This is a genomic window from Gottfriedia solisilvae, assembly GCF_002128405.1.
GTDB lineage: Bacteria > Bacillota > Bacilli > Bacillales > Bacillaceae_G > Gottfriedia > Gottfriedia solisilvae.
The window spans coordinates 19,601-43,984 of record NZ_NETJ01000011.1; the positions used below are offsets into that span (position 1 = coordinate 19,601).

Annotated in this window: 21 protein-coding genes and 2 tRNA genes; all 23 read left to right on the plus strand. The window is 34.6% G+C overall.

Annotated features, from left to right (window positions below):
- The first annotated feature begins 3 nt into the window (after window positions 1-3).
- Window positions 4-1,362: a bifunctional UDP-N-acetylglucosamine diphosphorylase/glucosamine-1-phosphate N-acetyltransferase GlmU gene (gene glmU, locus CAB05_RS21090; protein WP_088004033.1), complete on the plus strand. Its 1,359-nt coding sequence runs from the start codon at window positions 4-6 to the stop codon at window positions 1,360-1,362.
- 39 nt (window positions 1,363-1,401) lie between these two features.
- Window positions 1,402-2,355 carry a ribose-phosphate diphosphokinase gene (locus CAB05_RS21095; RefSeq protein WP_088004035.1) on the plus strand — a complete coding sequence of 318 codons (954 nt, stop codon included), beginning with the start codon at window positions 1,402-1,404 and terminating at the stop codon, window positions 2,353-2,355.
- Between the two features lie 97 nt (window positions 2,356-2,452).
- Complete coding sequence (gene pth / locus CAB05_RS21100; RefSeq protein WP_088004037.1) at window positions 2,453-3,016, plus strand: aminoacyl-tRNA hydrolase; 564 nt, start codon at window positions 2,453-2,455, stop codon at window positions 3,014-3,016.
- Window positions 3,017-3,110: 94 nt separating this feature from the next.
- The gene (locus tag CAB05_RS21105; protein WP_158093326.1) at window positions 3,111-3,344 is read left to right on the plus strand and encodes an anti-sigma-F factor Fin; all 234 of its coding nucleotides are present in this window, start codon (window positions 3,111-3,113) and stop codon (window positions 3,342-3,344) included.
- Between the two features lie 124 nt (window positions 3,345-3,468).
- Window positions 3,469-6,999, plus strand: coding sequence for a transcription-repair coupling factor (mfd, locus tag CAB05_RS21110; protein ID WP_088004042.1), 3,531 nt, complete (start codon window positions 3,469-3,471; stop codon window positions 6,997-6,999).
- Window positions 7,000-7,277: 278 nt separating this feature from the next.
- Window positions 7,278-7,814, plus strand: coding sequence for a stage V sporulation protein T (gene spoVT / locus CAB05_RS21115; protein ID WP_088004044.1), 537 nt, complete (start codon window positions 7,278-7,280; stop codon window positions 7,812-7,814).
- Between the two features lie 304 nt (window positions 7,815-8,118).
- Window positions 8,119-9,708, plus strand: a complete 1,590-nt coding sequence (locus CAB05_RS21120; RefSeq protein WP_088004046.1) for a putative polysaccharide biosynthesis protein — start codon at window positions 8,119-8,121, stop codon at window positions 9,706-9,708.
- Window positions 9,709-9,726: 18 nt separating this feature from the next.
- Window positions 9,727-11,181 (plus strand): bifunctional methyltransferase/pyrophosphohydrolase YabN, encoded by a 1,455-nt coding sequence (yabN, locus tag CAB05_RS21125; protein WP_088004048.1) that lies wholly within the window; start codon window positions 9,727-9,729, stop codon window positions 11,179-11,181.
- A gap of 23 nt (window positions 11,182-11,204) precedes the next feature.
- A complete protein-coding gene (locus CAB05_RS21130) occupies window positions 11,205-11,474 on the plus strand; it encodes an RNA-binding S4 domain-containing protein (protein WP_088004050.1) in 270 nt (89 codons plus the stop codon).
- 87 nt (window positions 11,475-11,561) lie between these two features.
- Window positions 11,562-11,870: a sporulation protein YabP gene (yabP, locus tag CAB05_RS21135; protein WP_088004052.1), complete on the plus strand. Its 309-nt coding sequence runs from the start codon at window positions 11,562-11,564 to the stop codon at window positions 11,868-11,870.
- A complete protein-coding gene (gene yabQ, locus CAB05_RS21140) occupies window positions 11,867-12,478 on the plus strand; it encodes a spore cortex biosynthesis protein YabQ (RefSeq protein ID WP_088004054.1) in 612 nt (203 codons plus the stop codon). The genes yabP and yabQ overlap by 4 nt, the downstream gene beginning before the upstream one ends.
- A complete protein-coding gene (locus CAB05_RS21145; RefSeq protein WP_088004057.1) occupies window positions 12,479-12,856 on the plus strand; it encodes an FtsB family cell division protein in 378 nt (125 codons plus the stop codon).
- Between the two features lie 84 nt (window positions 12,857-12,940).
- Window positions 12,941-13,411 carry a S1 domain-containing RNA-binding protein gene (locus tag CAB05_RS21150; RefSeq protein ID WP_088004059.1) on the plus strand — a complete coding sequence of 157 codons (471 nt, stop codon included), beginning with the start codon at window positions 12,941-12,943 and terminating at the stop codon, window positions 13,409-13,411.
- 190 nt (window positions 13,412-13,601) lie between these two features.
- A tRNA-Met gene (locus CAB05_RS21155) sits at window positions 13,602-13,678 on the plus strand.
- Window positions 13,679-13,688: 10 nt separating this feature from the next.
- Window positions 13,689-13,760, plus strand: a tRNA-Glu gene (locus tag CAB05_RS21160).
- 403 nt (window positions 13,761-14,163) lie between these two features.
- Window positions 14,164-16,638: a stage II sporulation protein E gene (gene spoIIE, locus CAB05_RS21165; RefSeq protein ID WP_088004061.1), complete on the plus strand. Its 2,475-nt coding sequence runs from the start codon at window positions 14,164-14,166 to the stop codon at window positions 16,636-16,638.
- Window positions 16,639-16,698: 60 nt separating this feature from the next.
- Entirely contained in the window at window positions 16,699-17,454 is a 756-nt protein-coding gene (locus CAB05_RS21170) for a VWA domain-containing protein (RefSeq protein ID WP_488168254.1), read from the plus strand.
- On the plus strand, window positions 17,417-18,433 hold the full coding sequence (gene prkT, locus CAB05_RS21175; protein WP_158093327.1) for a serine/threonine protein kinase PrkT: 1,017 nt from the start codon (window positions 17,417-17,419) through the stop codon (window positions 18,431-18,433). The genes CAB05_RS21170 and prkT overlap by 38 nt, the downstream gene beginning before the upstream one ends.
- Window positions 18,434-18,503: 70 nt before the next feature.
- On the plus strand, window positions 18,504-19,892 hold the full coding sequence (tilS, locus tag CAB05_RS21180) for a tRNA lysidine(34) synthetase TilS (protein ID WP_088004069.1): 1,389 nt from the start codon (window positions 18,504-18,506) through the stop codon (window positions 19,890-19,892).
- Window positions 19,893-19,901: 9 nt separating this feature from the next.
- A complete protein-coding gene (hpt, locus tag CAB05_RS21185; protein WP_088004071.1) occupies window positions 19,902-20,441 on the plus strand; it encodes a hypoxanthine phosphoribosyltransferase in 540 nt (179 codons plus the stop codon).
- Between the two features lie 80 nt (window positions 20,442-20,521).
- Window positions 20,522-22,444 (plus strand): ATP-dependent zinc metalloprotease FtsH, encoded by a 1,923-nt coding sequence (ftsH, locus tag CAB05_RS21190; RefSeq protein WP_088004074.1) that lies wholly within the window; start codon window positions 20,522-20,524, stop codon window positions 22,442-22,444.
- Between the two features lie 172 nt (window positions 22,445-22,616).
- On the plus strand, window positions 22,617-23,381 hold the full coding sequence (locus CAB05_RS21195; RefSeq protein ID WP_088004077.1) for a type III pantothenate kinase: 765 nt from the start codon (window positions 22,617-22,619) through the stop codon (window positions 23,379-23,381).
- 13 nt (window positions 23,382-23,394) lie between these two features.
- On the plus strand, window positions 23,395-24,270 hold the full coding sequence (hslO, locus tag CAB05_RS21200; protein WP_088004079.1) for an Hsp33 family molecular chaperone HslO: 876 nt from the start codon (window positions 23,395-23,397) through the stop codon (window positions 24,268-24,270).
- The last annotated feature ends 114 nt before the right edge of the window (window positions 24,271-24,384 follow it).

Below are 24,384 nucleotides of genomic sequence, written 5' to 3' on the forward strand. Positions count from 1 at the left end.
AAAATGTCAAATAAATATGCGATTGTTCTAGCGGCAGGTAAAGGTACTAGAATGAAATCAAAATTATATAAAGTACTTCATCCTGTATGTGGTAAACCAATGGTACAACATGTTGTAGATCATGTAAAATCAGTAGGCGTACAAAATGTTGTCACTGTAGTTGGTCACGGTGCTGAATTAGTGAAAACACAATTAGGTGAAAATAGTGAATACGCTCTACAGGCTGATCAGTTAGGAACTGCTCATGCAGTTATTCAAGCGGCGCCACTTTTAAAGGATAAAGAGGGAACAACTTTAGTAATTTGTGGGGATACACCACTAATTACACCAGAAACAATACAAGCACTTTTTGAAGAACATGAAAGATTAAAGGCAAAAGCTACCATTTTAACTGCTCACCTTGAGGATTCGACAGGTTATGGTAGAATAATTAGGAGCAATGATGGATCAGTACAAAAAATTGTTGAACACAAGGATGCATCTCCTGAAGAGTTAACGGTTCAAGAAATTAATACTGGAACATATTGCTTTGACAATAAAGCATTATTCGAAGCATTAAACGCAGTTAATAATGATAACTCACAAGGTGAATACTATTTACCAGACGTTATTGAAATATTAAAAGAACAAAATCAAATCGTAGCAGCATACAAAACACCAAATTTCGATGAAACATTAGGTGTAAATGATAGATATGCATTATCAATGGCTGAAACATTAATGCGTAAAGTTATTAATAAGAAACATATGCTAAATGGTGTTACAATCATTGACCCAGCAAGTACTTATATTTCTGCTGATACAGTAATTGGTGAAGACACAATTATTTATCCTAGCACAATGATTTATGGAAATAGTATAATTGGTTCTGATTGTGTTATTGGACCAAATACTGAAATAATCGATAGTGAAATCGGTAATAAAACAAGTATTAAACAATCAGTTGTACACGAAAGCAAAATTGGTGACTCAACAACAGTTGGACCATTTGCCCATATTCGTCCAGCTACAACATTAGGTAATGAAGTTCGTATTGGTAACTTCGTAGAAACGAAAAAAGTTACATTTGGTAATGGCAGTAAAGCGTCTCACTTAAGCTATATTGGTGATGCAGAAGTTGGCCAAGGTGTTAATCTTGGTTGTGGTTCAATTACTGTTAATTACGATGGAAAAAATAAGTTTAAAACAATTATTGAAGATAATGTCTTTGTTGGTTGTAACTCTAACTTAATTGCACCTGTAACTGTGAAAAAAGGTTCATATATTGCGGCTGGCTCAACAATTACTGATGAGGTTCCAGAAGATTCACTTGCAATCGCAAGAGCAAGGCAAGTGAACAAAGAAGGATACTATAAAAATTAATTATAGATAAAAAGAAAAAAAGCGGAGGGTACACGAAACATGCCTAATCATTATCCAGACAAGCATTTAAAAGTATTTACTCTTAATTCGAATCCTAAATTAGCAGAAGAAATCGCAAAACATATTGGCGTAGAGCTTGGTAAATGCTCTGTTTCTCGTTTTAGTGACGGAGAAGTGCAAATTAATATAGAGGAAAGTATCCGTGGTTGTGATGTATTTATCATTCAATCAACTAGCTTCCCAGTAAATGAGAGCATCATGGAATTATTAATTATGATTGATGCGTTAAAACGTGCATCTGCAAAAACAATTAACCTTGTAATTCCATATTATGGTTATGCTCGTCAAGATCGTAAAGCTCGTTCACGTGAGCCGATTACATCTAAATTAGTTGCAAACCTACTTGAAACAGCTGGATCAACTCGAGTAATTACACTTGATTTACATGCACCACAAATTCAAGGTTTCTTCGATATTCCAATTGATCATTTATTAGGTGTACCTATCCTTTCTGACTATTTTAGAAAAAAACAGCTTGATGATATCGTAATCGTTTCTCCAGATCATGGTGGAGTAACAAGAGCGCGTAAAATGGCTGATCGTCTTAAAGCGCCTATTGCTATCATTGACAAGCGTCGACCAAGACCAAATGTTGCTGAAGTTATGAATATTATTGGTAACATTGAAGGCAAAACAGCAATCTTAATCGATGATATCATTGATACAGCTGGTACGATTACACTTGCTGCTAATGCTTTAGTAGAGCATGGAGCGAAAGAAGTATATGCTTGTTGTACACACCCTGTATTGTCTGGACCGGCAATTGATCGTATTGAAAACTCTTGCATTAAAGAATTAGTCGTAACAAATTCAATCTGTCTTGCTGAAGAGAAAAAAGCAGGAAAGCTTGTTGAATTATCTGTTGCTGGCCTACTTGGTGAAGCAATCATTCGTGTATATGAAGAGCAATCTGTAAGTACATTATTTGATTAATATCTTGCATGTTGTTTGAAAGTATAAGAGGGACGTAGCCAGAAGTGGTTACGTCTTTTCGTAATATCAGTACAGTTTGTTTCAGGGAGGTATAAAGATGAAACTTTTTGTAGGGTTAGGAAACCCAGGAAGAGAGTATGAAAGAACGAGACATAACATCGGTTTTATTGCGATTGACGAATTAGCACATCGTCATGGAATACCATTAAATCAGCAAAAATTTAATGGTATTTATGGATCAGGAATGATAAATGGTGAAAAAGTATTTCTACTTAAACCATTAACATATATGAACTTATCAGGAGAATGTGTTAGACCGTTTATGGACTACTTTGATATTGATATCGAAGACTTAGTAGTACTTTATGATGAAATGGATATTCCAACGGGTAAGCTTCGTTTACGTGGGAAAGGTAGCGCAGGTGGTCATAACGGAATTAAGTCTTTAATCCAACACTTGGGTACTCAGGAATTTCAAAGAATTCGTATCGGCGTAGACCGTCCAAGTAATGGAATGAGTGTTGTAAATCATGTTCTCTCCAATTTTTATGAAGAGGAAGTAGCAGATGTAGTTGACGGTGTAAAGCGAGCTGCTGACGCATGTGAATACTTTTTAAAGCATCCATTTGTTGAAGTGATGAATCAATTTAATAAAAAATAAAAAACAGGAATTTGCGCCTTAGTATTGAATAAGTATAGTAAGTACAATCCATACTGTATATATGAATTTTATTGACGTATGGAGGCATCATGTCTTGGAATTATTAGAATGTCAGTGTAGATACTGTAACACGGTAATAGGTAGACTTGAAAAGAATCAATTACTACAATTAACCTCTTATTATTGCCATTCATTTGAAGCGGAATTAAGTGATTTTGTAAAATTTATTCAATCTCCTAACCAAGTTTTTCAAATTGTATGCGAGGATTGTGAAATGACACTTTCAGAATACCCACATTACCATCAATATAAAAATTTCATACATTAAATTGCCTTTGGTACCTACCTGAGGCGTTTTTCTGTTTTTTATTTCGAATAATGACAAATATGTTTCAACTAAGGGTATGTTTTTTGAAATAGACTTAGATTGACTGTTAGGGGAGATTGACTTCGTGATTGGTTTAATTGAACAATTTAACCGGTATAATGATATAAAAAAAATAATAAGCGGACTAAGAAACGGACTAAGAGAGCAATTAGTTACCAATTTAACTGGCTCTGCTAAAACCATATTAGCTGGAGCAGTTTATAAAGAAACTAAAAAGACCCAATTAATCGTAACGAATAATCTTCTACAAGCTCAAAAAGTGTTCGAAGATATAAAGTCTATATTGGGAGAAGAACAGGTTTTCTTGTATCCAGCAAATGAACTGATTGCTTCGGAAATCGCAGTTTCGAGTCCCGAATTAAGATCACAAAGATTAATAGCATTAAATAGTTTAATGGCTAATAAAGCATCAGTCATCGTAACGCCTGTTTCAGGTTTAGTAGGCTATTTGCCATCTCCAGAGCTATGGGCAAGCTACCAGCTTCATTTTGAACTAGGTGAGGAAATAGATTTAACGACACTAGTATCTCAATTTGTTCAAATGGGATATGTAAGAGTTGGAATGGTAGAAAGTAAAGGTGAGTTCAGCGTACGTGGAGGTATTTTAGATATTTATCCACTAACATATGAGGATCCTATCAGAATAGAATTATTTGATACTGAAATAGATTCGATTCGATCTTTTTCTCCAGATAACCAAAGGTCAATCAATAAGTACGAAACTGTTCAGATTGGACCAGCAACAGAGAGAATTATCCCTAAAGCTGACTTGCAATTAGGCGTTCAGCGTATTGAAGATGCGTTTAAATCAACACTTTCAAAAACTACTGACAAACAATTAAAAGAGACTTTAGTTGAAAAAGTGACATATGATATTGAGCAGTTAAAACAAGGTCAATTAATTGACCAAATATATAAGTATTTTGGCTTAATCTATGAAAAACAATTTAGTTTACTAGATTATATACCAAATGACTCAATCGTAATCGTTGATGAGATATCAAGGGTTCATGAAGTAGTAGAACAAATGAAAAAAGATGAGGCTGAGTGGTATACATCGTTGTTAGCTGAAGGAAATGCACTACAAGGTGTCACTTTCTCTCATGATTTTTTCCAGTTGCTTCAGTCTAGAAAGCGCCAACAAATACATACTAGTCTATTTCCTAGAAGAGTTCCTCATACACACCCTGAACAAGTTGTGTCGATTCAATGTAAGTCAACGCAAGAGTTTCATGGGCAAATGAATTTGTTAAAAAATGAATTAGATCGCTGGAAGAAAAACAAATATACAATTGTTATGCTCGGCGAAAGTGACGAAAGAACTTTTAAAATAGAAAATATTTTAGAAGATTATAAAATGGAAGGCAAAATTGTATCTTCCATTGAGCAGATTAAGAGCGGCGAAGTGTATATTATGAAGGGTGAACTCCTTTCAGGTTTTGAACTCCCATTAGAAAAATTCGTCTTAATTACTGAGAGAGAACTTTTTACAAAGAAAGCGAAAAAACAAAAAAGAGTTAATACAAAACTATCAAATGCAGAACGAATTAAAAATTACTCTGAACTTAAAGTCGGGGATTATGTTGTACACGTTAATCATGGTATTGGTAAGTTTTTAGGAATTGAAACACTTGAGATAAATGGCATTCATAAAGACTATTTACACGTTAGGTACCATGGTGATGATAAGTTATTTGTTCCAATTGAACAAATTGATCAAGTGCAAAAATATGTAGGTTCTGAAGGTAAAGAACCTAAGATTTACAAGCTTGGTGGGTCAGATTGGAAAAAGGTTAAGAAAAAAGTTGAAGGCTCTGTTCAAGATATAGCGGACGATTTAATTAAATTATACGCAGAAAGAGAAGCATCAAGAGGATATGCTTTCTCTCCAGATGGACTAGAACAACAAGAGTTTGAATCTTCATTCCCATATCAAGAGACTGACGATCAAATTCGATCTATTAATGAAATTAAGAAAGACATGGAAAGAGAACGTCCTATGGATCGCTTATTATGTGGTGACGTAGGTTACGGAAAAACTGAAGTGGCAATTCGTGCTGCCTTTAAAGCGATTGTAGAAGGAAAACAAGTAGCATTTTTAGTTCCAACTACTATTTTGGCACAACAGCACTTTGAAACTTTACGTGAAAGATTTCAAGATTTCCCAATTAATATTGGATTACTAAATCGTTTCCGTTCTCGTAAACAACAACTTGAGACAATGAAGGGGTTAAAAGAAGGCTCTGTTGATATTGTAGTTGGAACACATCGATTATTATCAAAGGACATAGTGTACAAAGATTTAGGTTTATTGATAATTGATGAAGAGCAACGATTTGGCGTTTCACATAAAGAAAAAATTAAACAGTTAAAAGCTAATATTGACGTATTAACATTAACAGCAACACCTATCCCACGTACTCTACACATGTCTATGCTAGGTGTTAGGGATTTATCTGTTATTGAAACACCGCCAGAAAATCGTTTCCCGGTGCAAACTTATGTTGTTGAATACAATGCAGCACTAGTTAGAGAAGCAATAGAAAGAGAGTTGTCCCGAGACGGTCAAATCTACTTCTTATACAACCGTGTAGAAGATATTGAGCGTATGGCAGAACAAATTTCAATGCTAGTTCCTGACGCGAAAGTAGCCGTGGCTCATGGTCGAATGAACGAAGGAGAACTGGAATCAGTTATGTATGCCTTCTTAGATGGACAATATGATGTTCTTGTAAGTACAACGATCATTGAAACTGGTGTAGATATACCGAATGTAAATACGTTAATCGTATATGATGCCGACCGAATGGGATTATCGACACTTTACCAATTAAGAGGTCGAGTAGGACGATCAAACCGTGTTGCATACGCGTATTTTACTTACAAACAAGATAAAGTTTTAACTGAGGTTGCAGAAAAACGTCTACAAGCAATTAAAGAATTTACTGAGCTCGGTTCAGGATTTAAGATAGCCATGCGTGACTTATCAATACGTGGAGCAGGTAATCTTCTTGGGGCACAACAGCACGGCTTTATCGACTCTGTCGGATTTGACTTATACTCACAAATGCTGAAGGATGCAATTGAGCAACGTAGAGGCGTTAAGAAGGAAGATTTAATTACTGTTGAAATTGATATCGAGGTAGACGCATATTTACCTGATACTTATATTCAAGACAGTAAGCAAAAAATTGAAATGTACAAGCAATTTAGAAGAGTTGAGACTTTTGATGAATTAAATGATGTTCAAGATGAACTGATGGACCGCTTTGGAGAATTCCCTGTAGAAGTTGGTTACTTATGTCAGGTTGCACATATTAAGTTATTAGCAAATGCAGAGAAAATTGAACTAATTAAGCAAGTTAAATCAGAGGTAAGTATATACTTCTCAGAAGCAGCAAGTGCAAATATTGATGGCGGAAAACTATTCAAGCTTTGCAATTCTTACGGAAGAGGAATTGGACTTGGCATGGATGGTACCAAACTAAAAATTACACTAGATGTTAAAGGGAAAAAACCAGCGGACTGGTTAACGACACTTGAAGGATTAATAACAGGGCTTAAAAATGTGAAAAAAGAAAGCGTAAATGCTTAACGAAATATTTTTTGATATTCGTAAGTCACGTACAAAAGTAGTTTCTGGTCCTGACTTATAACCAAAACTTGCTAACAACACATCCTAAAAATAAAGAAAAGTTACCAAAATGTGCTTACACTACTATAAATTTAGTAAAGGTGTCAAAAAATCTCACTTATTTTGTATAGAACGGAAGTTGTGAAGGATACTATCATTAATTAAGGGTGACCTTACCTCATTGTCACTCTCTTTCATAAACGTAGACAAGCAAGTAAGTGAGGAGGCGCTTTGTAAGTATGAAGGCAACAGGAATTGTACGACGTATTGACGACTTAGGTCGAGTAGTAATACCCAAGGAAATCAGGAGAACTTTGCGAATCCGTGAAGGTGATCCATTAGAAATATTTGTAGACCGAGATGGAGAAGTAATTTTAAAGAAATATTCACCTATTAGTGAATTAAGTGATTTCGCTAAGGAGTATGCAGATGCATTATACGATACACTTGGTCACACTGTTATCATTAGTGACCGTGATTCAGTAGTTGCAGTTGCGGGGGCTTCTAAGAAAGAATACTTAAACAAAAATATTGGTGATATTATTGAAAAAATCATGGCTGAACGAAATTCAAAAGTAATAAGTGAGCCTGGTGAAGCTTCTTTCATTGAAAGTGTAATTGAAAAATACCAATCCTATGCCGTAGGAGCTGTCATCGCAAGCGGTGACCCTATTGGAGCAGTAGTTATCTTCTCCAAAGACAAAACGATTACAGATGTCGAGAAAAAAGCAATCGACACAGCAACAAACTTCTTAGCAAGACAAATGGAGCAGTGAAATAGAAAAGTGGAGGCGACTGTTCAGCTCCGACAAGCATAAGACAAGGTCTGATAAAGGTTGGTTTTTAACCTTTATTGGAGCTTGGCTTATGACCTAGAGGAGTTAGGAGCCGGAACTAGACAGTACGAAAAGTGGAAGCGACTGCTTAGCTAGTCGCCGATACTAGAAAAAACAAAAAAGTAAACCATTCTATTGCCGGATTTGGCACAGGAATGGTTTTTCTTTTGGCAACTCTTTACATAAACCCCAATAATGTAATACATTAAAGGGTGAACCATCTATCAAAGGAGTTGTTATCCTTTTGCAAAAAGCTAAGCAAAAAGCAGCCTTACAAGGAGCTTTATTTATTACAATTGCATCTTTATTATCAAAGGTATTAAGTGCATTTTATAAAATTCCATATCAAAATATTGCTGGTGATTTAGGTTACTATATTTACCAACAGGTGTATCCTGTTTATGCAATTGCTTTAGCTTTTTCTACTTATGGTTTTCCTTTAGTTTTATCATCTTATGTAGCTGAACGATTAGCAAAAAAAGATGAAAAGGGTGCCAAAGAGCTAGTGTATGCGACTTTTATGATGCTTTTATTAATTGGTACCTTATGTTTTTTGACTCTTTACATAGGAAGTAATAGCATAGCGCAGTTTATGCGTGACGAACATCTTGCTATGCTGATTCGAGTTGTGAGTGTTGGATTCTTATTTGTTCCAATTACCTCGGCCTTCCGAGGCTACTATCAAGGTTTAGGGGATATGGGACCTACTTCTATCAGTCAAGTAATTGAACAATTAATTCGTGTAGTAACGATTTTAGTACTATCAATTTATTTAATGCAAACTACAGATAATCTTTATGTTGTAGGAGCTGGCGCAGTTTCAGGCTCAATATTGGGAAGTATCGCTGCAATATTGTACTTCTTTTACTGGGTATCTTTCAAAGGTTCCGGTTTAACGATCCCATCTTTCAGTTTAGTAAAGAAATATCGTTTTGAACTGAAAACAATCTTATATCAAGGTATACTACTTAGCTTAAGTAGCTTAGTACTCGTATTTATACAATTTATCGATTCAATCTCCTTTTATCCACTTTTAGTGCAATATGGATATCATGTAGAAGGAGCCAAGTTAGTTAAAGGTATTTATGATCGAGGATTTCCGTTAATTCAACTAGGGGCAGTAATTGCTTCTTCATTTTCATTAGCTTTAATACCGTATTTATCGAGGGAGTTAGTTAGAAAAGAACATTCTTCAATCAATAACCGAATTTCAGCGGCAATTAGAGTGAGTATTGTAGTTGGAGCTGCTGCAACTGTTGGGCTGGTTTCCATCATTCATCCGACAAATATTATGCTTTATCGAAATGATTTAGGTACAGATGTACTGTCGATTTTATGTATATCAATCTTTTTTGCAGGTATTTCAATTACAACTTCATCTATAGCACAAGGTCTAGGTAAAAGTTTGATTCCAGCATTAAATGTATTCGCAGGTGGATGTGTAAAATTCATCGGAAATGTTATTTTAATGGAGCAAATTGGTTCTAAAGGAGCGGCATATTCAACAGTTATTGCTTTAATCATTGTAACAATTTTAAATTTAGCTTATATATATAAACTCTCAAAAGTAAAATTCTTTGGATTAAAGTTTATATTGAAGCTATTAATTTCCCTGGTGATTATGTATTACATTGTCCTTGGATATGAATATATTTATGAGAAGTATTCATTATTTATCAATCCGCTTCGTTTACGTATGCTAGTTGAAGCTTTAACATCAGCAGGCGTTGGCGCAATTGTTTTTACAATCGTCTTAATCAAAATAAAACTATTTACAGTTGAAGAGCTGAGCTCGTTAATAAAAAGTAAAAAATTACAAAAATGGCTCTCTTAAAAGAACAGGAGGAGCAAAATGAACAAGATTACAGTTTTAGGCCTAGGAGCAGGTGATTTAGATCAGTTGCCGTTAGGGATTTATAAAATACTACAAAAGACTGAAAATCTATTTTTACGAACAAAAGACCATCCTGTTATTCAAGAATTAGAGGCAGAGGGACTTACATACCAGTCTTATGACGCTGTATATGAAAAGCATGATCAGTTTGAGGAAGTATATCAAGAAATTGTGAACTCTTTAGTAACAGAATCTAAGGAAAAACCAATTACATATGCAGTACCTGGGCACCCTCTTGTAGCAGAGAAAACAGTTCAATTGTTAATTGAATTATCTAATCAAGGAAAAGTAGAAATAGATATTAAAGGTGGACAAAGCTTTTTAGATGCGATGTTTACTAGCTTGAAAATTGATCCAATTGAAGGCTTTCAATTCGTTGATGCCACTGATTTAGAGCAAGAATACATAACGTTTAGACAGCATTTAATTATTTGCCAGGTTTATGATCAAATGACAGCTTCTCATGCAAAATTAAAACTAATGGAGCAACTACCTGATGATTATGAGGTAACGATTGTGACTGCAGCAGGTAGTGAATCTGAGCAAATTAGAACAGTGCCTTTATTCGAATTAGATCGTGATACATCAATCAATAACTTAACAAGCGTGTATGTACCGCCAGTAAAGCATGAAGCAGATTTATATCATCAATTTGAAACACTTCGTTCTGTAATTGCAACATTAAGGGGCCCTGAAGGGTGTCCGTGGGATCAAAAGCAGACGCATGAATCTTTAAAGAAATATTTATTAGAAGAGGCATACGAACTACTTGAAGCAATTGATGAGGAAGATGATGATCACATCATAGAAGAGCTTGGGGATGTACTACTTCAAGTGATGTTACATGCTCAAATTGGAGAGGATGAAGGTTATTTCTCTATCCAAGATGTCATTAAAGGCTTAGTAAGTAAGCTAATTTACCGTCATCCACATGTATTTTCAGATGTGAATGTAGTAGATGAAGATGAAGTATTAAAAAATTGGCAGGAATTAAAGCAAGCTGAAAAAGGTGAAGCTGTTACAACGATTCTATCTGGTATTCCAAAAGAATTATCAGGTTTACTTAAGGCAGAGAAGCTACAAAGCAAAGCAGCAAAAGTAGGATTTGATTGGAAAGAGTTACCGCCAGTTGTAGATAAGATCAAAGAAGAGCTAGCCGAAGTACTTGCAGCAATTGAGCAAAAGGAACAGTCAAAAATAGAGTCTGAATTAGGTGACTTACTATTTAGTATCGTTAATTTAGCTAGATTTATTGATGTAAATCCTGAGCAAGCAATTTTAAAAACCAATATGAAATTTACAAAACGTTTTCAGTTTATCGAAACAAAACTGAACGAAATAAATAAGACATTTTCAGATGTGTCTCTTGAGGAAATGGATGAATTCTGGAATGAAGCAAAAGAGCTAGAGTAAATTGAAAGTAAGGTGAGAGATAGATGAGACTTGATAAATTTTTAAAAGTGTCAAGAATTATTAAGCGACGTACACTTGCAAAAGAAGTAGCCGATCAAGGAAGAATTACAATTAATGGTACGGTTGCCAAAGCTTCTACTGAAGTAAAAGTTGGAGACGAGTTGAAGATTCGCTTTGGACAAAAAATTGTTACAGCAAAAATTAATTTATTAAAAGAAACAGTCCGCAAAGAAGAAGCGGATGCGATGTATTCAATTATTAGTGAAGAAAAACTAACTGATAGCTTGTTCTAAAATAGTTGTCCCTTCATATACTTGTACAAATAAAGCTGTATTGAATTTACATTCATACAAGTATGTTTACGTATATGGAGGGACGTTATGAATAATAATCCGTATGAGTTGAATGCGAAAAATACAAATCAGTTAATTGAACAGGATTTATCGCTAAAGAGTAGAAGATATCTAGAAATTACTGGTGTAAAACAAGTAGAAAGCTTCGATAGCGAAGAGTTTTTACTAGAAACAACATTAGGTTTTTTGCACATTAAAGGCCATAATCTACAAATGAAAAACCTCGATGTAGAAAAAGGACATGTTGCAATAAAAGGGAAAATAAACGAATTATGTTATATCGATGAATATAACTCGGGGAAAGCTAAAGGAATCTTTAGCAAGCTATTTAAATGAGCTTAAACGTTCAGTTTTACTCTATGGTGGCGATGGTTGGTATGGGTGCTTACCTTGGTATGGCGCTAGATACATACCATCGTTTTTTATATCGAGGTAGAAGTAATAAATATCTTGTTTTTGGTACGGATATTTTGTTTTGGATCTTTCAGTCATTACTAGTTTTTTATGTGTTATATTTGGTGAATGAGGGAGCATTGCGTTTTTATCTACTTTTAGCGTTATTATGTGGTTTTGCTGCTTATCAAAGCTTACTAAAATCTATTTATAAAAAAATTCTTGAGTTTGCGATACAACTTGTGATTAGATTGTACCGTATAATCGTGAAGATTATTAATGTATTGATTGTCATACCAATTAAGTGGCTAATTCAGCTTGTGATTGTCATTCTTTTATTTATTTATGGTGTCCTTATTCGACTAATCCATTTACTTTACAACGTTGTCCTATCAATTTTAATGTTTTTCGTCAGAGTATGTTGGTTTTTTGTGCCAAAACAAGTCAAAAACTATTTAGGACGATTTAAAGGGATTTTAGAAAAATCAAAGAATATCTTCCTTACTACTATTAAAAAAGCAAAGAACCTTTTAGATAGGAGGAAGAAATAAGTGGAGCATGCTAGGAAGTTGGATGTAACTAGACAAGAATATGTTAAACAGAAAATTGTTTTAGTTGAGGAGCAATTCGATATTCCTAATAAAAGGAGTATAAAGAAGTTTTTCATGCGTGTTTCATGTTTCTTTATGTTTGCTATACCTATATGTTTATTATTACAATCGCATTTTGAATCACAACAGCTGCTTTATTCTTCAAAAATGAATCAGTTACAACAAGCATCAGTAGAGTTAAAAGATACAAAAAGTGAAATCGAGGACTCTAATCATTTAATCAACCAATTGAGTGATGATGAGTTCATTATTGAAATGGCACGAAAAAATTTATTTTTTTCAAAAGAGGGAGAAATCATCTTTCCCAATATTAAGTAATTATCGTTTCATTGACACTTGATTTTATTATTTTATATAATATAGTAAATCCAGTTATACAACTTAAGGAGGAGCATTTTTTTTATGTCAATTGAGGTAGGCAGCAAAGTAAGTGGGAAAGTTACAGGAATTACAAATTTTGGTGCTTTCGTAGAGTTACCAGAAGGAGTAACTGGACTTGTTCACATTAGTGAAGTAGCTGACAACTATGTTAAAGATATTAATGAACATTTAAAAGTTGGCGATGAAGTCGAAGTAAAAGTTATCAATGTTGAAAAGGACGGTAAAATTGGACTTTCAATTAAAAAAGCAAAAGAACGTCCACCAGTGAAAGAGGGAGAGCGTGAGCAAAGACCTCGCACAAGTAGACCTGCATATGGTGGCGGTGGCGGTGGAAACCGTGGTAAAAACCAAAATCGTTCAGATCAACGTCCAGTTAAAGAAACATTTGATCAAAAAATGAGTAAATTTTTAAAAGACAGTGAAGATCGCCTAGCTTCTTTAAAACGCAACACAGAATCTAAGCGCGGTGGTCGTGGAGCTCGTCGAGGTTAATTTGCTACCTTGTCAGGACATAATTGATTATATAGAACACGCACTCAGTAATTGAGTGCGTTTTTTGTATGTAAGGAATCAGTTATTATAAGGGATGAAATGAAAGTTAAAAAACATGTAATCTATGAAAAAAATATATTGACGGGTATATTTACCCATGCTATTATAAATCTTGTCGTTTAAATAATATGGCGGTGTAGCTCAGCTGGCTAGAGCGTACGGTTCATACCCGTGAGGTCGTGGGTTCGACTCCCTCCGCCGCTACCATATATTTTACGGCCCGTTGGTCAAGCGGTTAAGACACCGCCCTTTCACGGCGGTAACACGGGTTCGAATCCCGTACGGGTCATATCTTCTAGAAATAAAACGTCTAGCCTCAAATAGAGGCTAGACGTTTTTTATTTATTCTTAGCTAAGTGTAACTGCTTGTGATGGTAAATAATTATCCTAATTCTAGTATTGGTTCAGGTGGTTTGCGCCTGCCCGTGAAATCTATTAAGTAATTCACATTCCCATAACCTTACTTTTTAATTCCTATTCTATTTTTTTATAGACATATTATTTATGAAATGCGCTTCTTTTACTTGATTAGAGTAATTCTGATGCTAAGTTTTCTCATAATTTGTAAAACAGTTGTAGGTTAAAGCTTTTTGCGTCGAAGGAAACTTTTATTATCCTTTGTCATTTTGACATAATCTTGCAATGGGACAAGTTAAAATATGGACATAAACTAAATCGGATGGGGTGGGAACATGTCTAAATTACAAAGAGGATCTTCTAATACTTCACCAAGCTTGATCCCTATGAACGGATTTCAATCTATTTTTCGGCAGTCCTCTAAGTCTATAAAGCCTAAGTTAGAAAAAGCACTTTTTGATTGGGGGCTATTAATCTTTATAACTGGTTTTCTATTAGGACGTGCGTTGATTTTATCAAATATTCTCCCATTTGTTTTACCGTTTTTTGCCTCTGTTTATATGATGAAACGCGAACGTACTGGTGTAGCCTTTATCGCACTAATGGCAGGAGCAGCAACTGTCTCGCTCGAAACTGCTAGCTATGCGTTTTCCACAGTCATATTGTTCTTTATCCTCAATATTTTCTTTTCAAGAATTAAACGTCATTATGTAGGACTTGTTCCATTTCAAGTATTTTTATCAGTATTTCTAAGTCACTTACTAATTTCATATGCTTTCCAGCAAGAAGTATTAATGTATGATGTCTTAATGGCATCGGTTGAAGCTGGACTAAGCTTTATCTTAACGATGATATTTTTCCAAAGTGTACCTTTACTTGCCATACCAAAAAGAAAACAACTTTTAGGTGTTGAGGAAATTGTCTGTCTTGTGATTTTATTAGCTTCAGTTGTGACGGGGACAACTGACTGGTATATCCAAGACCTATCAATTCAGCATATCGTTACGAGATATATCGTTTTAGTTTTTGCGTTTGTTGCAGGCGGAACGGTTGGATGTACTGTTGGTGTTGTAACTGGATTAATTTTAAGCCTTGCAAGTGTATCAAGTTTATATCAAATGAGCTTGTTAGCATTTTCTGGATTATTAGGGGGTTTGTTAAAAGAAGGCAAACGTCTTGGCGCATCAGCGGGACTTCTAATAGGCACTTGCTTAATTAGCTTCTATGCTGAAAAGCAATCTGATATCATCTTTTCAATCATAGAATCAGTTATAGCAATTTTGTTGTTTATTTTAACGCCTACAATTTTGTTAAAGCAATTAGCGAAGTTAGTTCCAGGTACAGAAGAACATTCTACAGACCAACAACAATACCTTCGCAAAATACGTGATTTAACAGCTAATAGAATCAATCAGTTTTCGAATGTATTCGAAGCATTATCAGCAAGTTTTTCTCAACCAAGTCAATTTTCTAAAATAGAAGATGAATTAACGGATGAAGAGTTGTTTATTTGCAGTATTTCAAACAAATGCTGTAATAGTTGTTTAAAGAAAGATCATTGTTGGTCAAATCATGGTGATCGCACATATCAATACATGGAAAATATGATGGATCTTGTTGAGAAGGACAAGCTCATTAAAAATGGTCAATTTATGAGAGAGTGGGAAAAGTATTGTCAGCGTTCTTCAAAAATGGCTGACCTGATGAAGCAAGAAGTGTTTTATTTCCGAGCTAATCAACGACTAAAGAAGCAAGTCCAAGAAAGTAGAAGACTAGTAGCGGAACAATTAAAAGGCGTTTCGAAAGTAATGGTTGATTTTGCACAAGAAATCCAACGTGAAAAAGAAAATCACCAATTGCAAGAAGATCAAATTCTTCAAGCATTACTAAACTTTGGAATCGATGTAAGCCAAGTTGAAATTTACAATTTAGAGCAAGGAAATATAGATATTGATATTCTTATACCTTTTGAGAATGAGTATGGTGAATGTCAAAAATTAATTGCGCCTATTTTATCAGATATTTTAAAAGAGACGATTGTCGTGTTAAAAGAAGAATCGGCTGCAATTCCGAATAGTGGACATTACTTGGTTACATTTGGATCTGACAAAGCCTATGTCATTGAAACAGGAGTAGCCACTGCTGCAAAAGGTGGAGGATTCATTTCCGGAGATGCCTTTAAAATCATGGATGTAGGTGCAGGGAAACATGCAATTGCAATTAGTGATGGAATGGGTAATGGCGAACGGGCTCATATTGAAAGCAATGAAACGTTAAAGCTATTACAAAAAATATTAAACTCTGGTATTGAAGAAACAGTTGCGATTAAATCAATTAACTCAATACTATCCTTACGTACAACGGAGGAGGTATTTGCTACATTAGATTTAGCGATGGTTGATTTACATGATGCATCAGCAAAATTCTTAAAAATTGGCTCATCGCCGAGCTTTGTTAAGCGAGGTAAACAAGTTATCAAAATAGAAGGAAGTAATCTTCCTATTGGAATTATTGATGACTTTGATGTAGAAGTTGTTAGCGAACAATTAAAAGCTGGTGATTTATTAATCATGATGAGCGATGGAATTTTTGAAGGACCTAGACATGTAGAAAATTATGAAATGTGGATGAAACGCAAAGTAAGTGAATTAGAAACGGATGACCCTCAAGCAGTAGCTGAATTACTACTAGAGGAGGTTATTCGATCAAATACTGGAGATATCAATGATGATATGACTGTAGTCGTTGCAGTTGTTAAACGAAATATGCCTAAATGGTCTTCTATTGCTTCATATAGTGCAATGGCGTAGTAAATAAAATTATATAAGGTTTATCCCCTCCCATATTTGGACAAAATGGTAACAACTTTTATGCGGAGGGGATTTAGTATGTATAAGGGAAAGTTAAAACAAATTCTATTAATTACTGATGGTTATTCAAACCACGGGGAAGATCCATTAGCGGTAGCTAGCTTAGCAAAAGAATATGGCATTACAGTAAATGTTATCGGAATTTTAGATGAACAATCTAAAAGTGGGGATGGTTTAAAAGAAATAGAAGATATTGCAATTGCTGGTGGAGGGATTAGCCAAATCGTTTATTCAAAGCAACTCTCTCAAACAGTTCAAATGGTTACAAGAAAAGCAATGACACAGACAATTCAAGGTTTTGTTAATAAGGAATTAAAACAAATATTAGGTTCAAGTAATTCAATTGAATCACTTCCTCCATCAAAGCGTGAAGAGGTTTATGAGGTTGTTGAAGATATTGGAGAAACCGTTAGTTTAGAAGTTATTATTTTAGTAGATACAAGTGCTAGTATGAAAGATAAGTTAGAAACTGTTAAAGAATCATTGTTTGATCTACAAATCAGCTTAAATTCACGAACTGGTGATAATGCATTTTCATTATTTATATTTCCAGGGAAACATAATGATGTTGATAAAATACTCGACTGGACGCCTAAGTTGGAAAAGCTAAATACAATTTTTCCTAAGTTAACAATGGGTGGACTAACACCGACTGGTCCAGCTTTACGAGAAGCTCTAAATTATTTTAATGACCAAAGCTATAGTAGGGGTAAATACGATGGTGATGATGAACAATCAATCGAATGGGCAGATTAATTTAGCGGCAGGTACTCTAATTACTGGTAAGTGGAATAAAAATCAATATAAAATTAAGAGTCTATTAGGAAACGGGGCAAATGGTACCGTATATCTGGCTTTATCTAAAAACGGTGAAATTGCATTAAAGTTGAGTAAAGATTCTACAAATATAACGAATGAAGTAAATGTACTTAAAAAAATTACAAAGGTCCAAGGTTCATTCCTCGGGCCTTCTTTTATAGATGTGGATGACTATATAGATCCATATACGAAAGAAAGTTATTATTTTTATGTGATGGAATATGTTAACGGGGTTAGCTTGCCTCAATTCATTGAACGAAATGGAATGGAATGGAGCAGTATTTTTATCATCCAACTTCTATCTTTATTATCGAAACTACATGATAAGGGATATATTTTTGGAGATTTAAAGACCGACAATTTACTAGTCACTAAAGAGCCCTATAAAATTCAGTGGATTGATTTTGGTGGCGTAACTCAAATGGGACGTGCAGTAAAAGAATTTACGGAGTTTTTCGATCGAGGATATTGGGGATTAGGCTCTAGGAAAGCAGAGGTCTCCTATGATTTATTTTCTGTATCGATGATTTTTATTAATTTACATTCTAAAAAGCAATTTTTGAAAAATGGACAAGGCATTAAACAAATTGAACAAGTTATTTATCAAACGCCATCACTAAAACCTTATAAAGAATTTTTATTAAAGGGATTAGAAGGCAAATATACAAGCGCCGACCAAATGAAGCAGGATTTATTAATGCATGAACAGAGGATTACGAAAAGAAATCATCAAATGAAAAAAGTATCTAAAACATCAAATGCAAAGACTCCAAATGTAACTAGATCCGGTCAAGCGGCAACTAGAACTCAAGTTAAAGTGATGCAAAAGAAAAAAAGAAGCCATTGGTTTGAAACCTCAACAATTGTTTTACTATTAGGTTTAGCTTATGCCTTGTATTTTTATTATCAGCTTTAATCATAGTACTCCAAGTGTAGTAATGATAACATATATATATAATTTTGCTTTTCATTAGGAGTAGGAATAAATGGTTATTAATCAATTGAATGATTTTATCAAACAAAATAGAATTCCATCAAAAAGTTGTATTGTCATCGGTGTTTCTGGCGGACCAGATTCAATGGCTTTGGCTCATGCATTTTCATCAGTAAGAGAAGAGTATGATTTCTCATTAGTCGTTGCTCATGTAGATCATATGTTTAGGGGACAAGAGTCATTAGACGATTTAGAATATGTAAGAAACTGGTGTCTCCTAAACAATGTTGTATTTGAAGGCGAGAGGCTAAATGTTAATCAATTTATAGAAGAAACTGGTTTAAGCTCTCAGCAAGCTGCAAGAGATTGTCGATATCAATTTTTTGATAAAATCATGACGAAGTATCATGCAAACTATTTAGCGCTCGGTCATCATGGTGAAGATCAGATTGAAACGATATTAATGAGACTTGTTAGGGGAAGTTCTACAGTAGGTTATGCTGGTATAAGAGAAAGACGTCCATTTAGTACAGGAGAGATTATACGTCCTTTTTTGGAGCTTAGAAAACACGATTTAATTTCTTATTGTCAAGACCATCAAATAACTCCTCGTCAAGACCCGAGCAACGCTAAAAACGTTTATACGAGAAACCGCTTTAGACATCAAGTACTTCCATTTATTTTTGAGGAGAACCCAATAGCTCATAAACGATTTCAAACGTTTAGTAGACAACTTCTTGAAGATGAGCACTATTTAATGGAATTATCTGTAGAAGCTTTGAATACAGTTATAAAAAATAAACAAAAACAAGCAGTTACTATTGATATAGAACTGTTATTAAAAATGCCTATATCTTTACAAAGAAGATGTATTCAACTAATATTAGAATATGTTTACCTACATATCCCTAATGGCTTGACACAAGGTCATATAAATTCAATTCTGACTTTGTTGAAGGACGGAAAAACTGCTTGGGAACAGCATTTACCTGAAGGTTTAATCGTAACACGCTCTTATGATGAATGTTCATTTGCTTTCACGGATGTGAATGTGAAATATTATACTATTTCAATTCACGAGCCAGGTATATATGAAACCCCAAACGGTTTTACGTTTAAAATTGAATATATAAGCGAATATCATGACTCAAAAAATGATATGTTTATTTGCTCAGTTAAAGATGTATCTTTTCCACTCATCGTTCGAAATAGAAAGAATGGTGACAGAATGTCATTAAAGGGTATGAATGGGTCAAAAAAGATAAAAGATATATTTATTGATGAAAAAATGAAACTATCATTACGCAATGAATGGCCGATTATTACCGATAGTCAAGATCAGATACTTTGGATTCCATTCGTAAAAAAATCTGCTTTTGAAAGAAATTTTCCGGTTGATGAACCACTTATTGCAATACAGGTCGTTTCAAAGAGTTTCTAGGAGGAAAAAATGAAACAAGACATTCAACAAGTATTAGTTAGTGAAGAGGCAATTCAAGAAAAAGTGAAAGAATTAGGTAAAGTCCTAACAGAAGAATACAAAGATCGCTTTCCACTAGTAGTGGGTGTTTTAAAAGGTGCTCTTCCTTTCATGTCTGATTTAATTAAACATATCGATACATATATTGAAATCGATTTTATGGACGTTTCAAGTTATGGACATAGCACAGTTTCTTCTGGTGAGGTAAAAATCGTCAAAGATTTAAACACTTCTGTCGAAGGAAGAGATGTCGTTATTCTAGAAGATATTATTGATAGTGGTCTTACATTAAACTATTTAGTTGAATTATTTAAACACCGTAAAGCTAATACAGTAAAGATTGTAACTTTATTAGATAAGCCAAGCGGTCGTAAAGCAAACATTGAAGCAGATCTTGTAGGTTTTGAAGTACCTGATGCTTTCGTAGTTGGATATGGTTTAGATTATATCGAACGTTATCGAAATCTGCCTTATGTTGGCGTTTTAAAGCCTGAAGTTTATACGAAATAAGTCAAGTTTTATTCGTTTGTTTACATAGTATAACTATGCTACTATATAAAGTAATCAAATCGAAAGAGAGGAGGTTTGGAATGAATCGAATTTTCCGTAATACAGTCTTTTACATATTAATCTTCTTAGTTGTGATCGGCGTTGTTACATATTTCAATGGGTCCGAATCTCAAGTAAAGAAAGTAAGTTACGATAAATTTTATACTGCTGTTCAGCAAGGTGAAGTTGAGTCATTAACATCCCAACCAAAAAATGGAGTATACATAGTAAGAGGTCAATTTGTTGGTGCGAAAAAAGGTGAACAATTCCAAACTCAAGTTCCAATTAGTGATGAAACAACTAAAATAATTAACGAGGCAATAGCAAAGGAAAGAATTAAGGGTAAAGTAGAAGTAAATCAAGCTGAAACTACTAGTGCTTGGGTACAAATCCTTACTTCACTTATTCCATTTGTTATCATTTTCATTCTGTTCTTCTTCTTGATGAATCAAGCTCAAGGTGGCGGAAGCCGTGTAATGAACTTTGGGAAGAGCAAAGCACGTCTTTATAATGATGAAAAGAAAAAAGTGCGTTTTAAAGATGTTGCAGGTGCAGATGAAGAGAAACAAGAGCTTGTCGAAGTTGTTGAATTCTTAAAAGATCCGCGTAAATTCTCAGAACTTGGCGCAAGAATACCAAAAGGGGTACTTTTAGTAGGACCTCCAGGTACTGGTAAAACATTATTAGCGAGAGCTGTAGCTGGAGAAGCTGGCGTGCCATTCTTCTCAATCAGTGGTTCTGATTTTGTTGAAATGTTTGTCGGGGTAGGTGCTTCTCGAGTTCGTGATTTATTTGAAAATGCGAAGAAAAATGCGCCATGTATCATTTTCATTGATGAAATTGATGCAGTAGGTCGTCAACGTGGTGCTGGATTAGGTGGAGGTCACGATGAGCGTGAGCAAACACTTAACCAATTACTTGTAGAAATGGATGGTTTCGGTGCAAACGAAGGAATCATTATCATTGCTGCAACAAACCGTGCTGATGTATTAGACCCAGCGTTATTACGTCCAGGACGTTTTGATAGACAAATTACAGTTGACCGTCCAGATGTTGTAGGACGTGAGGCAGTATTAAAAGTTCATTCAAGAAACAAACCATTAGATCCTGAAGTAGATTTAAAAGCAATTGCGCAAAGAACACCTGGATTTTCTGGTGCTGACTTAGAAAACTTATTAAACGAAGCGGCTTTAGTAGCAGCTCGTCGTGATAAAAAGAAAATTGATATGCTTGATATTGACGAAGCAACTGACCGAGTAATTGCTGGTCCTGCTAAGAAAAACAAAGTCATATCTGAAAAAGAACGTAAAATTGTTGCGTTCCACGAGGCTGGTCACACAGTAATTGGCCAAGTGCTTGATGAAGCTGAAATGGTACACAAAGTAACAATCGTACCTCGTGGTCAAGCTGGTGGTTACGCAGTTATGTTACCAAAAGAAGATCGATACTTTATGACGAAGCCAGAATTACTAGATAAAATTACAGGTCTACTTGGTGGACGTGTAGCTGAAGAAGTAGTATTTGGTGAAGTAAGTACAGGAGCTCATAATGACTTCCAACGTGCAACAGGTATCGCTCGTCGTATGGTTACTGAATTTGGTATGAGTGATAAATTGGGTCCACTTCAGTTCGGTCAATCTCAAGGAGGTAATGTATTCCTTGGAAGAGACTTTAATAATGAGCAAAATTACAGTGATAAGATTGCTTATGAAATTGACGTGGAAATTCAAACAATTATTAAAGACTGTTACGCAAAGGCAACTGATATTATCACGAAGCACCGCGATAAATTAGACTTACTTGCTAACACTTTATTAGAAGTAGAAACGTTAGATGCTAAAGGAATTAAGAGTCTTTGGGAACAAGGTACACTTCCTACATCAACAGCTTCTACTGACGAGGTTAAAGTTAACATTGCTCCTAAAAAGGACGATGAACCAACTGAACCAAAAATTACAGAATAAAAATAGAGAGTGTCTATCCAGACACTCTTTCTTTTTTGTTCTCAAAGCAACTATTTTTAATCTAATAATAACTTGTGTTATCATATTTTTTATAGTGATAAAAATGAGGTTTGAAACGAAAAATATAAAAAATTATCGGTTTTATTTCTGAAATGGAGAGTCGGTGGATATTATGTTATTTGTAATAGATGTTGGAAATACAAATACTGTTCTTGGTGTATATCAAGAAGATGAATTAATACATCATTGGAGAATCGAAACAAATCGATATAAAACAGAAGATGAATATGGAATGGTGATTGGTTCATTATTACAATATGCGGGAATTCAATTTAGAGAATTCCACGCGGTGATTATCTCATCAGTTGTCCCACCTATCATGTTTTCGTTAGAAAGAATGGCTACGAAATATTTTAAACAAAAACCATTAATAGTCGGTCCTGGAATTAAGACAGGCTTAAATATTAAATATGATAATCCGAAAGAAGTCGGTGCAGATCGTATTGTAAATGCTGTTGCTGGAATTGCGCAATATGGTAGTCCTCTAATTATTGTAGATTTTGGTACAGCTACGACATATTGTTATATTGATGAAAATAAAAATTATATTGGTGGAGCGATTGCACCCGGAATTAATATTTCCACAGAAGCACTTTATACAAAAGCTTCTAAGTTACCACGGATTGAACTAACTAGACCTTCTAATATTGTTGGCCGAACAACAGTTGAGGCGATGCAGGTTGGAATTCTCTATGGTTATGTTGGTCAAGTTGAAGGTATTGTGAAACGAATGAAAGAACAAGCAAAGGTAGAACCTACTGTCATAGCAACTGGTGGTCTTGCATCTTTAATATCTAAAGAGTCGGATATTATTGATGTGATGGATCCATATTTAACATTAAAAGGATTACATTTAATTTATAAAAGAAATTCATAAAAAGGAGTTCATCATGAAGGATTATTTAGTAAAAGCATTAGCTTTTAATGGTGAGGTACGTGCATATAGTGTTAGATCAACAAACATCGTAAGGGAAGCGCAAGAACGTCATGATACATGGTCAAATGCATCTGCAGCTTTAGGTCGTACGTTAACTGCTGGAGCTATGATGGGTGCTATGCTTAAAGGTGAGGAAAAATTAACACTTAAGATTGAAGGTAATGGTCCACTTGGACATATTTTAGTTGATAGTAATGCAAAAGGTGAGGTTCGTGGCTATGTTGCAAATCCTCATGTACAAACTGAACTGAATCAATTTGGAAAAATTGATGTTGCTAAAGCAGTTGGTACAGTAGGCACAGTATCAGTAGTAAAAGATATTGGCATGAAAGAGCCATTTACTGGTCAAGTACCAATTGTATCTGGTGAGCTAGGAGAAGATTTCACATACTATTTTGCTGTATCAGAGCAAACACCTTCATCTGTAGGTGTAGGTGTTCTAGTAAACCCTGATCATACGATTTTGGCTAGTGGAGGATTTATTATTCAAATCCTGCCTGGTGCAAACGATGAGTGTATTACAAAAATTGAAAATCGCTTAAAGACAATTAAACCAGTTTCTAAATTAATTGAAGAAGGACTTACTCCGGAAGAAATTCTATATGAAGTTTTAGGGAAAGAAGAAGTACGAATCTTAGAAACAATGGATGTAAAATTCCAATGCCAATGTTCTAGAGAAAGAATCGAAGGGGCATTAGTTAGTATAGGTAAACAGGAACTACAACTAATTTTAGAAGAAGATGGTGAGGCAGAAGTTAAATGTCATTTCTGTAACGAAGCTTACCATTTTTCAGAAGAGCAATTAAAAGAATTAATCAGCCAAATGTAAGGTGAAAATTTAGGAATTTGTCAGATAAACCATTCATAATTTGTTATGTAGGCATACAAGTTTGTGAATAGTATAAATTGTTTGACAGATTCTTTTCTTTTTATAATAATGTAT

Bases quoted from the DNA above. Each gene is read 5' to 3' on its own strand.
- CAB05_RS21095 (WP_088004035.1), top strand. From the start codon at position 1,402: ATGCCTAATCATTATCCAGACAAGCATTTAAAAGTATTTACTCTTAAT.
- pth (WP_088004037.1), top strand. From the start codon at position 2,453: ATGAAACTTTTTGTAGGGTTAGGAAACCCAGGAAGAGAGTATGAAAGA.
- CAB05_RS21130 (WP_088004050.1), top strand. From the start codon at position 11,205: ATGAGACTTGATAAATTTTTAAAAGTGTCAAGAATTATTAAGCGACGT.
- hpt (WP_088004071.1), top strand. From the start codon at position 19,902: ATGAAACAAGACATTCAACAAGTATTAGTTAGTGAAGAGGCAATTCAA.
- CAB05_RS21170 (WP_488168254.1), top strand. From the start codon at position 16,699: ATGCGGAGGGGATTTAGTATGTATAAGGGAAAGTTAAAACAAATTCTA.
- hslO (WP_088004079.1), top strand. From the start codon at position 23,395: ATGAAGGATTATTTAGTAAAAGCATTAGCTTTTAATGGTGAGGTACGT.
- prkT (WP_158093327.1), top strand. From the start codon at position 17,417: ATGGTGATGATGAACAATCAATCGAATGGGCAGATTAATTTAGCGGCA.
- yabQ (WP_088004054.1), top strand. From the start codon at position 11,867: ATGAGCTTAAACGTTCAGTTTTACTCTATGGTGGCGATGGTTGGTATG.
- yabP (WP_088004052.1), top strand. From the start codon at position 11,562: ATGAATAATAATCCGTATGAGTTGAATGCGAAAAATACAAATCAGTTA.
- ftsH (WP_088004074.1), top strand. From the start codon at position 20,522: ATGAATCGAATTTTCCGTAATACAGTCTTTTACATATTAATCTTCTTA.
- spoIIE (WP_088004061.1), top strand. From the start codon at position 14,164: ATGTCTAAATTACAAAGAGGATCTTCTAATACTTCACCAAGCTTGATC.
- glmU (WP_088004033.1), top strand. From the start codon at position 4: ATGTCAAATAAATATGCGATTGTTCTAGCGGCAGGTAAAGGTACTAGA.
- spoVT (WP_088004044.1), top strand. From the start codon at position 7,278: ATGAAGGCAACAGGAATTGTACGACGTATTGACGACTTAGGTCGAGTA.
- CAB05_RS21195 (WP_088004077.1), top strand. From the start codon at position 22,617: ATGTTATTTGTAATAGATGTTGGAAATACAAATACTGTTCTTGGTGTA.
- CAB05_RS21150 (WP_088004059.1), top strand. From the start codon at position 12,941: ATGTCAATTGAGGTAGGCAGCAAAGTAAGTGGGAAAGTTACAGGAATT.
- tilS (WP_088004069.1), top strand. From the start codon at position 18,504: ATGGTTATTAATCAATTGAATGATTTTATCAAACAAAATAGAATTCCA.
- yabN (WP_088004048.1), top strand. From the start codon at position 9,727: ATGAACAAGATTACAGTTTTAGGCCTAGGAGCAGGTGATTTAGATCAG.